Source organism: Loktanella sp. DJP18, assembly GCF_049310965.1.
In the GTDB taxonomy this organism is placed as follows: Bacteria; Pseudomonadota; Alphaproteobacteria; order Rhodobacterales; family Rhodobacteraceae; genus Loktanella.
This window is the reverse complement of sequence record NZ_JBMERN010000102.1, coordinates 1-13,291: the sequence shown is the minus strand read 5'-3', so window position 1 is coordinate 13,291 and position 13,291 is coordinate 1. Positions and strand designations below refer to the sequence as shown.

Sequence of the window (13,291 nt, the reverse complement as noted above, 5' to 3'; positions counted from 1 at the left end):
TGTAAAATCAGGGCGACGATCAGCCGTGCACTACCGAAATGCGGAAGGCTGCCAACAACCCGGCAACCGCCAAAACAGGGCGGTCATGAATTTTTGCGGTTAGAAGCAAAGGATCCGTCGGCGTGCCCGAAAAATCTGCCTCGTCACGTTCGGTTGAGCGGGCCAGCGCTTCTAGCTCTGACTTGCAAAGCGCACGGGCCAGATCCCGCCATTCTGGAGTCCCTTGCTGCGCGGTTGTGTTGCCCAGGTGCCGGAAGTATTCGATCCGATGTCCAACAAGTTCGTGCAGGTCAGCGTTACTGGCGGTCCCTGCGATGCCACGGCGAAGCATTTCAGCGTAGCCGCTATCGACCTCGAACATGCCATAGCTCGGCAAAGTATTGCGGGCGTGATTGTCCTGCGCCAGACGATCCTCATAGCTACGCAATGCGATCTGCTGAACGGTCATTGGATACCGGCCGGGACGAGCGGCCACTCCATTGGCCGCTGCAAGTTGCCGCTCGGCGACTGCTATCTGTTCCATCAAAACCGCAACCGCAGCGGGGTGCAGACGCATTGCAGCGCGGCGGTCGCCGCCCAATGGTGTGCGGAGTTCGGTTTTGTGGTCCAGGAATGGCTTTAGATTTTAGGAGATGACGAGTCGCGCAAAGAAGCGCCCGTCGCGTTCCATAAAGTGTCGAAGTCTGCCCGCCATCATGCACCATTTTGTAACACGTTTTGTAACATCAAAACGGACAAAGCGCCTGTAGCGCAAGGGTATTGTTTGTTATCAATGGGTTCAGATGGTGCTGTGAGAGAGGATTGAACTCTCGACCTCACCCTTACCAAGGGTGTGCTCTGCCACTGAGCTACCACAGCATCCGTGGCGGGGAATTAGCGGACCTCGCATCAGGGTGCAAGCCCTCTCTAGACCAAAAAACGTGGCCGCGCTAGAACGGTTCCATGACCGAGAAAGCAACATCAGGTGCCAGAAGGCCCATGCAGAAGCCGGCCACGCGAGAGGACCGTCTGAAGGCGGCGCTGAAGGCGAACATGGCCAAGCGAAAGGCTCAGGCGCAGGCGAGGGCAGCTGACGCGGACAATGGCCCGAAAGCGTGACGGGGCGGGGCGGCGGACTGCTGGACCTTGGCGGGTGGCCGGGTTAACACACCTCCCAAGACGCGCAGCAGGAAAGATCGGCCTCATGGATTCCATCATCGTCAAGGGCGGCAATCCGCTGCAAGGGCAGATCGCGATTGCCGGGGCGAAGAATGCCGCGCTGGCCCTGATGCCCGCGACCCTGCTGTCCGAGGAACCGCTGACCCTGACCAACGCGCCGCGCCTGTCGGACATCAAGACCATGACCGCCCTGTTGCAGTCGCTGGGGGTCGAGGTCACGTCGATGCAGGACGGCAAGGTGCAGGTTTTATCGAGCCATGCAATGACCTCGACCACTGCCGATTATGAGATCGTGCGCAAGATGCGGGCGTCCAATCTGGTGCTGGGCCCGCTGCTGGCCCGGCATCATCAGGCCATCGTGTCGCTGCCCGGCGGCTGCGCCATCGGCGCGCGGCCGATGGACATTCATGTCACGGCACTCGAGGCGATGGGCGCGCAGATCGATCTGCGCGACGGCTATCTGCACGCCAAGGCACCGGGCGGGCTGAAGGGTGCGCGCGTGCCGCTGCGTTTCGCCAGCGTCGGCGCGACCGAAAACGTGCTGATGGCGGCGACTCTGGCCAAGGGAACCACCGTCATCGAGAATGCGGCGCGCGAGCCCGAGATCGTCGATCTGGCCCACTGCCTGCGCCGGATGGGCGCGCAGATCGAAGGCGAGGGGACCCCGACCATCACGGTGCAGGGCGTCGACCGGCTGGGGGCCGCGACGCATCCCGTCGTCACCGACCGGATCGAGCTTGGCACCTACATGCTGGCCCCGGTGTTTTGCGGTGGTGAGGTGGAATGTCTGGGCGGACGGATGGACCTTGTGGCGGCCTTCGCCGAGAAGCTGGATGTCGCTGGCGTCGATGTGAGCGAGACGGACAAGGGCCTGAAAGTCAGGCTGCGGGGCGACCGGCCGCGTGCGGTCGATGTCGTCACCGAACCCTTTCCCGGCTTTCCGACCGATCTGCAGGCCCAGATGATGGCGATGCTGTGCCTGGCCGATGGCACGTCGGTGCTGGAGGAAAAGATCTTCGAGAACCGCTTCATGCACGCACCCGAACTGGTGCGCATGGGCGCGCGGATCGAGGTGCAGGGCGGACATGCGACGGTTCAGGGCGTTGAAAAGCTGAAGGGCGCGCCCGTCATGGCGACGGACCTGCGGGCCAGCGTGTCGCTGATCCTCGCGGGACTTGCGGCGGAAGGCGAGACCATCGTGAACCGGGTCTATCATCTGGATCGCGGGTATGAGCATGTCGAGGAAAAGTTGGGCGGCGTCGGTGCCCGGATCGAACGGGTGAGTGGCACATGACCGAGGACGCACGTTTCGAGGACGGTGACGACCGCCCTCTCGCACTGATGGCGCGGGACGCCGAGGATCTGCAGGTGATCTCGGCATTGGCGCAGGATGCGGTGTTTCCCGCGTCCGAAATGCGCTGGACGCCGGCGGATCGGCGGTTCGCAATTCTGTTGAACCGCTTTCGCTGGGAGGACGCCCCACAGGCCCACGGCCGGCGTGATTTCGAGCGGGTGCAGGCGGTTCTGCTGATCGAGGACGTGATGGGCGTGCGGTCGCAAGGTGTGCCGAAGGGTGATGCCGACACGATCCTGTCGCTTCTGGCGCTGGAATTCCGCCCGGGCGAGGACGGCACGGGCGAGCTCGTCATGACACTGGCGGGCGACGGCGTGATCTCGTGCAGTGTCGAGGCGCTGGAGGTCGTTCTGCGCGACGTGACCCGGCCCTATGTGGCGCCCTCGCGCAAGGCCCCGCGACATCCCGACTGATTGTCGTCACGCGAAAAGATTGTATGCCTCTCAGGTGAATTTGGCTTAGCCAAATCACCGAGGCGGGAGTTTATCTGGCCAGATGAAAGACCGCCGCCGCCCGAAGGACATGACATGCCACAGTTTCTGGATGCGAAGGACGCGGATTTCGAGGCGCGGTTTCAGGCCTTGCTGGGGGCCAAGCGCGAGGACAGCCCCGATGTGGATGACGCCGTTGCCGCGATCATCGCCGACGTACGGGCGCGGGGCGATCAGGCGCTGATCGACCTGACCGCCAGGTATGACCGGCTGACGCTGACGGCGGATCGGTTGCGGATATCGGCGGAGGAGGTCGATGCGGCCTGCGCTGCGGTCGATGCCGCAGACCGCGCGGCGCTGGAACTGGCCGCTGCCCGCATCCGCGCCTATCACGCGCGCCAGATGCCCGAGGACCAGCACTGGACCGACGACGCCGGGGCCAGCCTGGGCTGGCGCTGGACGCCGGTGTCTGCGGCGGGCCTTTACGTGCCGGGCGGGCTGGCAAGCTATCCGTCGTCGGTGCTGATGAACGCCATTCCGGCCAAGGTCGCGGGGGTCGCGCGCTTGGCGATGGTCGTGCCGACGCCAGACGGTGTCCTGAACCCGCTCGTGCTGCTGGCAGCGCGGATCGCCGGTGTGGACGAGATATATCGCATCGGCGGCGCGCAGGCGATTGCGGCGCTTGCCTACGGCACGGCAACGATCGCGCCGGTGGACAAGATCACAGGGCCGGGCAACGCCTATGTCGCGGCGGCGAAACGGCGGGTCTTCGGCAAGGTCGGGATCGACATGATCGCCGGCCCGTCGGAAATCCTGGTGATTGCGGACGGCGACAACGACCCTGACTGGATCGCGCTCGACCTTTTGTCACAAGCGGAACACGACGCAAGCGCGCAGTCGATCCTGATCACCACCGATGCCGCATTCGGCCGTGCCGTGGCGGATGCGGTCGACTCGCGGTTGCAGACGCTGGAACGCCGCGCGATTGCGGGCGCAAGCTGGCGCGACTTCGGTGCCGTCATCACCGTGCCGGACCTTGACACGGCGGTCGCCCTGTCGGACCGGATCGCGCCCGAACATCTGGAGCTTTGCGTCGCCGAGGCCGAGGCGCTCAGCACGCGGATTGCCCATGCAGGGGCGATCTTCATCGGCGGCTGGACGCCAGAGGCGATCGGTGACTACATTGGGGGGCCGAACCACGTCTTGCCAACGGCCCGGTCGGCCCGGTTCTCAAGCGGATTGTCCGTCATGGATTTCATCAAGCGTACCACACTGGCCCGGATGACACCCGCAGCACTGGCCGCCATCGGCCCGGCCGCCGCGCGACTGGCCCGGTCGGAGAGCCTTCAGGCGCACGGTCTGTCCGTGCAGGCGCGGCTTGACCGGCTGAACCGGCCATGAGCCGCATCGTCGACATCGCGCTGGACGACACCGGCCTGCCGACCCCGTCCCCGGAGATCGAGCAGGAGCGTCGCGTCGCGATCTTCGATCTGCTGGAGGCGAATACCTTTGCCCTGCCGCCCCGCGACGACCGCGACGTTCCGCCGGGTCCGTATCGGCTGGAACTGTCGATCCGCGAACGGCGGCTGGTCTTCGACATCACCGATGCCGAACTGGGGGCGGCGGGGGCATTCCATCTGTCGTTGGGCCCGTTCCGGCAGGTGGTGAAGGATTACTTCCAGATCTGCGAAAGCTATTTCGACGCCGTCAAGACCATGCCGCCCAGCCAGATCGAGACGATCGACATGGCCCGGCGCGGCATCCACAACGAAGGGGCGCGGGTCCTGCAGGAACGGCTTGACGGCAAGGCCGACGTCGATATCGACACCGCCCGCCGCCTGTTCACCCTGATTTGCGTGCTGCATTTTGGCGGATGACGGCGGCAAACGGGCAGAGTCACTGCCGCAGTCCGTCCTGTTCTGCTGCGACCATAACGCCGTGCGGTCGCCGATGGCCGAAGGCATCATGAAGAAGCTTTACGGCACGCAGGCCTACATCCAGTCGGTCGGCGTGAACAACGACATGGAGATCGACGGCTTTGCCATCGCGGTCTGCGAGGAGATCGGCGTTGAACTTCACCGCCACCGGTCCCGCAGCTTTGACGAGATGGAGCAGTGGGGCGACGACCTGTCGTCCTTCGACCTCGTGCTGGCATTGTCGCCTGCCAGCCAGCGGCGCGCGCTGGACCTGACGCAGTTCTATCACCTCGACGTCGAATATTGGCCGGTCCTCGATCCGACAGGCATGGTTGACGACCGCGAAGGCCGACTGGCGCTGTACCGACAGACGCGCGACCAGATCGTCCAACGCCTGAGGGAACGCTTCGGCCCTTCGACACAGGATGCATGACCGGACATGAAAGTGGCCGCCCGTTTCAGGGGCGGCCATCATCTGCCATTAGACTGTGTTTAGCCGTCGTATTCGGGCATGTCTTCCAGACGGTTTTCCGTTGCATCGACGTAGATGCGGATATCGCCGCTATCATTGGTCAGAACCGTCGCCATCTCGACCGGCACCTCCACCTGGCGTTCACCCAGACCGAGGAACCCGCCGACATTCACGACGAGCCCCTGAACCGCGCCCTCGGGCGTGACGACGACGGTGCGGACTTCGCCAACGTCTTCATCGTTGGTGCTGTAGACGTTCATGCCCTGCACCGTTTCTGGCAGCAGATCCGCAATTGCGATGGGCGTATATCCTTCGCGTGTCATGACCGGAGCGGTCGCTGCCGCCTGATCCGTCATGGCCGGATCGACTGCAGCGCCATCAGTTTCAGCAGCCTCCGAATCGATGGCAGCTTCGTCACCGATCGGTTCGGCATCAATTGCATCCGCACCCTGCTCGGAGATTGGCGCGATGTCTTCGGGCAACGCGTCAGCTTCGGTTGCTGCCGCCGCATCATCCTCCGTCACGCCGTCCTGCGCCATCGCAGCGGATGCCTCTGTGTCGGCTGCATCTGCGGCCTGCTGGAAGGTGATCTGTGGCTCACCGGTCTGAATCATCTCGATCTGCGGCTCACCCATGGTTGCGACCTCGACCTGCGGTTCGGCGGACTCGAAGGTCACGTTCGGCTCAGCGCGATTGATTGTCGGCTCCCGGGCTTCACCGTCTTCATAGATCACGGTTGGCTCGTTCTGCACCATGTTCACGGTCGCGTCTTCGAGTGTCGTCGCCTCGGCGGTTTCACCGACAGCGTAGGTGTTGCCGCTGGCGCGGTCCGTCACGACATTCGCGGCTTCTTCGCCTTCGGCCACCCGTTCCAGTTCAAGTGCGACCATCGGAGCGGCTTGCGTCACGGTGACCGTCGGCTCGGCCTGGCGCACATCGACCTGCGGGCGGGCATTGGCCACATCGACGCCGGGTGCCGGCATCGTGATGATGATTTCGGGCGCAGGCTGCTCGATGCGGATTGTCGGCTGTGGCATTTCGACCATGACGTTCGCGGCTGCCTGACGGATTACGATCTCGGCCTGGCCTTCGTTGACCGTGACTTCCGGCTGATCATTGGTAACGACGACTTCAGTGTCACCACCCTCGATGTCGACGTTGGCGGGCTGCCGGTCGAGATAGACCGCGCCCTGTACGGTCAGTTCATCCTGCAGGTTGACGGTCAACTCTTCCGTCTCGGTCAACTGCGCCCCTTCGGCGGCCTCGTCGGTCTGGGCTGCCTCATCAGTGACAGCAAGGATTGCAACCAGTTCCACCTCGCAGGCCGCCGGATCTCCAGCGGTCAGGACAGAACGGATGCGATCCGTTTCTTCGGAAAGGGATGCTGGCAAGCCATTGTTGAGCGCCGTTTCAAGATCGGCGCAAAATGTTTCGGATTGGGCGAACGCGGCTTGACCGAATGGCAGGCAAAGCGCAGTAGTCAGGAATAGGCGCTGAACGGCGTGTGTCATCTTGTGCTCCAGTGTATGTTGTCTGGCGGTCCAACAGATTTTTCGGTGCAACGTTCCGCGTTTTTTCACCTGATCGTGATGAAGCTAATATACTTTTACTTTTGCCTTGAAAGTGTCTATGGGGCCGTGCCTCCACCCCGGCCAAGCTGCAGCCCATCTTTTTGCCCTTGAAAAACCTGACATTCGGGCGCATTTACACGCCGGTGCCGCCAGCGGGCGGCCTACATTCCAGACAGGAGACCACATGGCCAAGGATGAACTTCTCGAATTTCCGGGCGTCGTGAAGGAACTGCTGCCGAATGCGACATTCCGGGTCGAGTTGGAAAACGGCCATGAGATCATCGCACATACGGCTGGCAAGATGCGCAAGAACCGCATCCGTGTCCTCGCAGGCGACAAGGTGCAGGTCGAGATGACCCCCTACGATCTGACCAAAGGTCGGATCAATTACCGCTTCAAATAGCCAAAGGCGCGGTGTCGCGCCTTTGCGGGCTTGCGGTCCGGGCGGCCGCGACCGACACCCGGCAGGCCGATACGGGTGCAAACCATGATCTACAAACCGCAACTGATCCTCGGTTCCGGCTCGCCCCGGCGGCTGGAACTGCTGGCGCAGATCGGCGTCGTGCCCGACGCCGTGACCCCGCCCGATATCGACGAAGCCGTGCGCAAGGCTGAACTGCCCCGCGACTATGTCAAACGCATCGCGGCCGAAAAGGTCGCCGCCGTCACAGCACCTGATGATGCCATCGTGCTGTGCGCCGACACGACCGTCGCGCTGGGTCGGCGCATCATGGGCAAGCCCGCCGATGCGGACGAGGCGCGGGCCTTCCTCGCGCTGTTGTCGGGCCGACGCCACAAGGTCATCACCGCCGTGACGGTCCGCCGCAACGGTCACGTCACGGCCCGCGACGTGCAGACCACCGTGATGATGAAGCGCCTGTCCACGGCAGAAGTGAACGCCTATATCGCCAGCGGCGACTGGCGCGGCAAGGCAGGCGGCTATGCCATTCAGGGCCCGGCCGGGGCCTTCATTCCGTGGATCAACGGCAGCTTCACATCCGTCGTCGGATTGCCCTTGGCCGAAACCGCCACCCTGCTGGCCGCCGCAGGCTACCCCATTCACGGAGACCCCGCATGAAGGGCCGCACCATCATCCTTGACGATCTGAACGGGGTCGAGGCCGCCGCCCTGTTGGTGGACGGGCAGCTGGACGATCTGCTGATCGACACGCCCGACGCGCCCCGCCCCGGTGCCGTCTATCGCGCCGTCTGCGACCGTCCGCTGAAAGGGCAGGGCGGCATGATGCTGCGGCTGCCCCAGGGCGGCACGGCTTTTCTGCGGGCTGGCAAGGGGCTGCGCCCCGGTCAGCCGCTGCTGGTGCAGGTCACCGGCTATGCAGAGGACGGCAAGGCCGTGCCCGTCACCGACCGTGTCCTGTTCAAAAGCCGCTACGCCATCGTCACCCCCAACAAGCCCGGCGTGAACGTCAGCCGCCAAATTACCGACGACGACCAGCGCGACACGCTGCTGGCCGTTGCTCACGCGCATTTTGAGGCCGAGGAAGGCACTGGTCTGATCCTGCGCTCGTCTTGCGCATTCGCGACCGAGGAGGACATCGCCGAGGATATCGTCGCGATGCAGGACCTGGCTGACGCGATCATGGCCGAAGGGCAGGGGACCGATCCCGAGGCGCTGACCGAAGGTGACGGCCCGCACGCCCTTGCCTGGCGCGAATGGGTGATCCCCGCCGAGGTCGTGACGGAACCGGGCGGTTTCGAACGACTAGGCGTCATGGACCAGATCGACGACATCGCACAGCCCCGCATTGCCCTGTCCGAAGGCACGATGTATGTCGAGGCGACCCGCGCGCTGGTCGCCGTCGACGTGAACACCGGCGGCGACACCTCGCCCGCCGCGGCGCTGAAAGTGAACCTTGCCGCCGCCCGCGTCCTGCCGCGCGCGTTGCGGTTGCGCGGCTTTGGCGGGCAGATCGCCGTCGACTTTGCCCCCATGTCCAAGGCGCATCGCAAGCAGGTGGAACAGTCGCTGCGTGCGGCCTTCCGTGCCGACGCTGTCGAAACCTCGCTGGTGGGATGGACGACGATGGGCCTGTTCGAATTGCAACGCAAACGCGAGAGGTTGCCGTGGAATGGCCTGCCCGCATGACCTGTCCCATCTGCGACCGCGACACCGACCCGAAATACAAGCCCTTCTGCTCGCGCCGCTGCGCGGACGTCGACCTCGCGAAATGGCTGACGGGGTCCTACGCGATCCCAGCCGCACCCGAGGAAAGGGGTGACGACGACGATTGGCAGGACCCCGAAAAGCCCCACTGATTTGCGCGAAATCCCTCTGGACACCCCCGCGCCGCTGACCTAGAACCCCGCTACCCGATGGCCTTGGCCATCCCGGTGCCCGGGTAGCTCAGGGGTAGAGCAGTGGATTGAAAATCCTCGTGTCGGTGGTTCGATTCCGCCCCTGGGCACCACATAAATTGATTTTATGCATTGAAAACAAACAGCTATCGTAGCTGACTTGTTTTCAATCCCCCTCTGCGTCCACCTCGCTGCATTTGGTGGTTTGGTTTTCCGACGTTATTTTATTTGAACCGACGCAGCCATTACATGATGCCGCCCAGCGCTTGCGCCTCAAGTTCGTCGTATTCCCTGATCAATCGCCAGTAGGTCGCACGGTGCATGTGCTTGGGCCGTCCCCAATCCGATCCGTTGAAAATGCCGGGGGGCCAGTCGAGGCGGTCACGCAGCTTGTCCGCTTGCCGCACGGTCCTGTCGCGGCGGCTTTCGTTCTCGGACGGATACGCCAGCCTGTGGCAGTGGCGACAGGCAAAGACAGCCCCGCCGTAGAGTGTCGCAACGCGCCGTCCGCACCCGCGCGCTGGGCACAGGAACCAAGCGCGGTTGCCGCCCAGGTGGCAGGGAGTGCGGTCGATCTGGACCGGATACTTCATGTCCTGCCAGTCGCCACCTGTCGGTCGGCAACGATAGGACAGCACCACATGGCCCGCCGCCGCCGTGACGGTGACATCGCCCGTCCTGCGGCCCATGCGCGACCATGTGAATGAACAGGTGCCGCCGCTGTCCAGCCAACCGCCGCGTGCCAGCTTCCCGATGGGCAGGGCGCGCATGTCGTCCGTCGTGTCGCGTGTGCCCCATCTCATGTGTGTGCCGCTACCAATGCCGCCCATTAATATCCGCCCCTATTTTATCCAAATCCATTGGGAAGTTGTTTGATTTGCGGGTGCCGCCGATAGCTGGGCGACCACAACTTTTTGTATGGTTCTGCCGAAGCGTAAACTTTACGGAACGCTACGATTCCGCCTTGTGAGTGCTAATTAGCTAAGAGCGAATGCAAGCGTCTGAGGATGTGTCACCGTTCGCACTAAACTTCGGAAGCAAAGAAGCTGTTAAGCGGAAACTGTCGGCAAGGTAACACCGTCGAGGAAACTCTAGGGGAAGTGCCAGGCGGACAGTTCTTTTGCATGGAGAAGCAGATTTTCCTTAACTTGATGCCTTCACAGCAAGAAGTCACCTGCAGTTATATTAATCAAGCCATCTAGCCGTATCGACATCTCAACACCACGATCTGCGTCATTATCGATGTAGACCATCGTGTAGTCTCTGCTGGTACCCGCTAGGTTGAACTTTTCGTAATAGATGTCACCGCTTTTCGACGTGCCAAACTGCGTGGTGCCATCAAAGGTAAACGCATTATTCCGCGAAATAACCGAGCTGGCATCAATCGACCTCAGGTCAATATGATCAACACCATGTTTGAAGTCCTTTATCACGTCTGCTTTTGATGAGGCCGCACGGCTATCCGACAGCTTGTTGAATACAAACGTGTCAGCGCCTGATCCGCCAAACATAGTATCTTTTCCCGATCCGCCGTAAAGCTTGTCGTTACCGTCTTGGCCGTTGAGCCGGTCACTTCCTGACCCACCGTAGAGCCTATCTCCCCAAGAGCCACCGAGGAGCCTATCGCCACCCGATCCGCCGTAAAGCTTGTCGTTGCCGTTTTGACCCGAAATAAAGTCATTACCTGAATTACCACGAACAACGTCATTTCCTGAACCGGCCTCTAGATAATCTGAATATCTATTCCCCACAATCCAATCATTCCCAGACAGGATATTGGAAAAGTATACGTCGCCAGAAAAGTCATCCCTTATATCGAAAGCTATATTAATATCATATATATCAATTAAGCTGTTAACATTACTATCATATAAATACATACTGCCTATCTCATAGACATATGTTGAAAATGTAGAGTCAATGAAGAATGAATAATAATACTCTCCTCCGTTAAAACTACCAGACAGGATTTCAGTATCAAAATCGTAGGCCTCAAGGGTTTCATTTCCATCGGGGACTAGAGAATTGTCATTACTGAAAAAATTCCCAGCTTGGAGCTCCCCACCAGTTCCAAGTCCGTTGTAAAATTTCACGAAAGCCATTACGGATGTCCTTAAATCGACATTCCCCAAATAGAACGCCGTCCTTCGAAATTTGCCGCCATTTTGCGCAGCGGTCAAGAATTTTGGCCGCGCCGCGCCAATGTCTGAGCATCTTGCGGTTGATTTGTGTGCGATTCTTGGCTCGGATCAGCGGCTTGCCCCTTTTGTTGCTCTGATAGACGGATTTTTGAACAGACCCGTCGAGCCGCTTGTTTCGGGTTTTGGCGCTGACATCCTCATGTGTCGCGAGTGCCCCATCGCGTGTGCGCGCCGCTGCCGATGCCACCCATCTATCTGCCCCTATTTTATCCAAATCATTTGGATAGTTTGGTAAGTTGTCCGCTACTCGGCAGACCAATTTAATCTATGAAAGGGCGCTTGACCCTCAATCTTTGGTAGCAAAGAGTAACGGGAGGTTACGGAGGAGGGTGCGATGAACAAGTGGGTATTCTGCGCGGTCGTGGCGCTGGCAGGCTGTGAGGGAGCTAGCGTTGTCCAGCCAGATCCAGTGAGGCAGCAACTTCTTGCAGCTTGTCAGGCAGGCAACACCGACGTTTGCGTTCAGATTGCTCAACTGGACCAAGCCGAGCGGAACCGACGTTCTAGCATTCCACTGCCTGTTTATCGCACCACCCCGCTGAATCCGGCTGACTTTCAGAATAATTACCAACCCGTCCAGATGGCACCCCGACAGACAACATGCAGACCGCAATTTGGCGGGCAGGTGGTGTGCGAAAGCAGTTAACGATTGCTTGTCTAACACCCCGTTCAAACCGATGGCCTATGGCTAGATGTATATGTGTCCTGTTTTTTGTGACGCCACTTCTCAGACTCTGGCGAAATGCGTCACAAAATTCAGGACGGTTCGGCCGGTTTTGGCTACCTTTCATGCGGTGCCGTCCTGTTTTTTGTGACGGCCATGCACTGATTTTGTGCGGGGGTTCTAAATTTGGTGAAGGATTTGCGGGCGGGCTTGCCGTCTGGCGTGGCTTCCTCGTCAAGTCCCCAGACCGACGCCTGACCAATCCCTGACGGCCCCAGATGGGGGGCTTGGGTCAGGTAGATGAACCCGCGTTCCTCCAGCGTCTTGAACCAAGGCCCGACCGTGTTGCGATGCACGGCCAACGCCGCCGCCGCGTCTCGGTGGCTAAGGAAAATGTCGCCGTTGTTCGTCCCGTTGAAGCGGCGCTTCAGTTCGATGTAGAGGGCGCGGGGTCCGGGGGGCAGGGTGGCCCAGGCCTCTGTTGCCTGTAACCATTCGGGAAGCTGGACGAAACGCCCAACCCCCCTTTTGCTTTGCTTGTAACGCTTGCCCCCCATCAGCGCTTGTCCGTCCGCTGACAGGCCAACCAGACGCGCACTGCCACCACTGGACAGCCGCAGCCCCCTAGGTCGATCCAGACGGCCTGTGCGGTCCCGTGTGCGACCTTACGGGCCATAATGTGCCACTTGCCCTTGCGGCGGGTCAGGCGGGTGTGCGGGTCAGTCATGCTTGCCCCCATAATGCAGCGCCGCCACAAGGCGGGCTTGGGTGACGGTCAGGCCATAGCGGCGGCACAGGCGACGTATGCTTGCGGGGGTCATTGCGTAACCTCCACATGACCGGGCAGGACGCGCGACCGAAGCACGTAGCGCCCGTGAAGGCCGCTGAAGTCTCCGCCGTGCAGTTCGTGGATGGTGTCGATATGCACGCCCATCTCTCGCAAGTTGAACACATAAGCAGACCAACGCGGGGCAGGGTTTTCGATGGGTGTGCAGCCCGTCATGCCAGCATTTAGCAAATTGCCCAGCGCCCACTTGTCGCGGCCCTTCACTACGATATGTGCGGTGGCACCGTTTGGGTTGATGATTGTGTAAGGGGCATCGCCCCATTGGCTTTGAGCCATTGGATGTCCTTTCGGATTGTTTACGAAAGGCGCTGGGCGTAAGGTGTCGGTAATCTTTGACCGGATTATTCCCGACCCCGCCCGTG

17 protein-coding genes and 2 tRNA genes are annotated in these 13,291 nt (G+C 61.2%); 10 read left to right on the top strand and 9 right to left on the bottom strand.

The window, feature by feature from the left end; all coding sequences use genetic code 11:
• Positions 1 to 19: 19 nt before the first annotated feature.
• Together ACOI1H_RS19590 and ACOI1H_RS19585 are read right to left on the bottom strand one after the other, a co-directional pair.
• Positions 20 to 523 carry a hypothetical protein gene (locus ACOI1H_RS19590; RefSeq protein ID WP_422439515.1) on the bottom strand — a complete coding sequence of 168 codons (504 nt, stop codon included), beginning with the start codon at positions 521 to 523 and terminating at the stop codon, positions 20 to 22.
• A gap of 260 nt (positions 524 to 783) precedes the next feature.
• A tRNA-Thr gene (locus tag ACOI1H_RS19585) sits at positions 784 to 858 on the bottom strand.
• 325 nt (positions 859 to 1,183) lie between these two features.
• Here ACOI1H_RS19585 and murA point away from each other — a divergent pair.
• The 5 genes from murA to ACOI1H_RS19560 all read left to right on the top strand — a co-directional run bounded on the left by murA (position 1,184) and on the right by ACOI1H_RS19560 (position 5,292).
• Positions 1,184 to 2,452, top strand: a complete 1,269-nt coding sequence (murA, locus tag ACOI1H_RS19580) for a UDP-N-acetylglucosamine 1-carboxyvinyltransferase (protein ID WP_422439514.1) — start codon at positions 1,184 to 1,186, stop codon at positions 2,450 to 2,452.
• Positions 2,449 to 2,925, top strand: coding sequence for a DUF2948 family protein (locus ACOI1H_RS19575; RefSeq protein WP_422439513.1), 477 nt, complete (start codon positions 2,449 to 2,451; stop codon positions 2,923 to 2,925). Before murA ends, ACOI1H_RS19575 begins: the two co-directional genes overlap by 4 nt.
• 114 nt (positions 2,926 to 3,039) lie before the next feature.
• Positions 3,040 to 4,344, top strand: coding sequence for a histidinol dehydrogenase (gene hisD / locus ACOI1H_RS19570; protein WP_422439512.1), 1,305 nt, complete (start codon positions 3,040 to 3,042; stop codon positions 4,342 to 4,344).
• Entirely contained in the window at positions 4,341 to 4,820 is a 480-nt protein-coding gene (locus ACOI1H_RS19565) for a UPF0262 family protein (RefSeq protein ID WP_422439511.1), read from the top strand. The genes hisD and ACOI1H_RS19565 overlap by 4 nt, the downstream gene beginning before the upstream one ends.
• Positions 4,810 to 5,292 (top strand): low molecular weight phosphatase family protein, encoded by a 483-nt coding sequence (locus ACOI1H_RS19560; protein ID WP_422439510.1) that lies wholly within the window; start codon positions 4,810 to 4,812, stop codon positions 5,290 to 5,292. The genes ACOI1H_RS19565 and ACOI1H_RS19560 overlap by 11 nt, the downstream gene beginning before the upstream one ends.
• Before the next feature lie 59 nt (positions 5,293 to 5,351).
• Here the strand turns inward: ACOI1H_RS19560 and ACOI1H_RS19555 are convergent, their stop codons facing one another.
• On the bottom strand, positions 5,352 to 6,842 hold the full coding sequence (locus ACOI1H_RS19555) for a PRC-barrel domain-containing protein (protein WP_422439509.1): 1,491 nt from the start codon (positions 6,840 to 6,842) through the stop codon (positions 5,352 to 5,354).
• A gap of 244 nt (positions 6,843 to 7,086) precedes the next feature.
• Here ACOI1H_RS19555 and infA point away from each other — a divergent pair, with 244 nt between their 5' ends.
• The 5 genes from infA to ACOI1H_RS19530 all read left to right on the top strand — a co-directional run bounded on the left by infA (position 7,087) and on the right by ACOI1H_RS19530 (position 9,330).
• Entirely contained in the window at positions 7,087 to 7,305 is a 219-nt protein-coding gene (gene infA / locus ACOI1H_RS19550; RefSeq protein WP_056038395.1) for a translation initiation factor IF-1, read from the top strand.
• Between the two features lie 84 nt (positions 7,306 to 7,389).
• Positions 7,390 to 7,980 (top strand): Maf family protein, encoded by a 591-nt coding sequence (locus ACOI1H_RS19545; RefSeq protein WP_422439508.1) that lies wholly within the window; start codon positions 7,390 to 7,392, stop codon positions 7,978 to 7,980.
• The gene (locus ACOI1H_RS19540) at positions 7,977 to 9,008 is read left to right on the top strand and encodes a ribonuclease E/G (protein WP_422439507.1); all 1,032 of its coding nucleotides are present in this window, start codon (positions 7,977 to 7,979) and stop codon (positions 9,006 to 9,008) included. Before ACOI1H_RS19545 ends, ACOI1H_RS19540 begins: the two co-directional genes overlap by 4 nt.
• Complete coding sequence (locus tag ACOI1H_RS19535) at positions 9,005 to 9,178, top strand: DNA gyrase inhibitor YacG (protein WP_422439506.1); 174 nt, start codon at positions 9,005 to 9,007, stop codon at positions 9,176 to 9,178. The genes ACOI1H_RS19540 and ACOI1H_RS19535 overlap by 4 nt, the downstream gene beginning before the upstream one ends.
• A 77-nt stretch (positions 9,179 to 9,255) precedes the next feature.
• Positions 9,256 to 9,330 (top strand) — tRNA-Phe (locus ACOI1H_RS19530).
• Positions 9,331 to 9,462: 132 nt separating this feature from the next.
• On the opposite strand, the gene ACOI1H_RS19525 is transcribed toward ACOI1H_RS19530, so the two are convergent.
• From ACOI1H_RS19525 to ACOI1H_RS19500, 6 genes are all read right to left on the bottom strand, one after another.
• Positions 9,463 to 10,020: a hypothetical protein gene (locus ACOI1H_RS19525; protein ID WP_422439505.1), complete on the bottom strand. Its 558-nt coding sequence runs from the start codon at positions 10,018 to 10,020 to the stop codon at positions 9,463 to 9,465.
• Positions 10,021 to 10,374: 354 nt separating this feature from the next.
• A complete protein-coding gene (locus tag ACOI1H_RS19520; RefSeq protein WP_422439504.1) occupies positions 10,375 to 11,319 on the bottom strand; it encodes a calcium-binding protein in 945 nt (314 codons plus the stop codon).
• On the bottom strand, positions 11,249 to 11,605 hold the full coding sequence (locus ACOI1H_RS19515) for a hypothetical protein (RefSeq protein WP_422439503.1): 357 nt from the start codon (positions 11,603 to 11,605) through the stop codon (positions 11,249 to 11,251). The genes ACOI1H_RS19520 and ACOI1H_RS19515 overlap by 71 nt, the downstream gene beginning before the upstream one ends.
• A gap of 593 nt (positions 11,606 to 12,198) precedes the next feature.
• On the bottom strand, positions 12,199 to 12,639 hold the full coding sequence (locus ACOI1H_RS19510; protein ID WP_422439502.1) for a hypothetical protein: 441 nt from the start codon (positions 12,637 to 12,639) through the stop codon (positions 12,199 to 12,201).
• Positions 12,639 to 12,809: a hypothetical protein gene (locus tag ACOI1H_RS19505; protein WP_422439501.1), complete on the bottom strand. Its 171-nt coding sequence runs from the start codon at positions 12,807 to 12,809 to the stop codon at positions 12,639 to 12,641. Before ACOI1H_RS19505 ends, ACOI1H_RS19510 begins: the two co-directional genes overlap by 1 nt.
• Positions 12,810 to 12,899: 90 nt before the next feature.
• The gene (locus ACOI1H_RS19500; protein WP_422439500.1) at positions 12,900 to 13,205 is read right to left on the bottom strand and encodes a winged helix domain-containing protein; all 306 of its coding nucleotides are present in this window, start codon (positions 13,203 to 13,205) and stop codon (positions 12,900 to 12,902) included.
• Positions 13,206 to 13,291 lie beyond the last annotated feature (86 nt).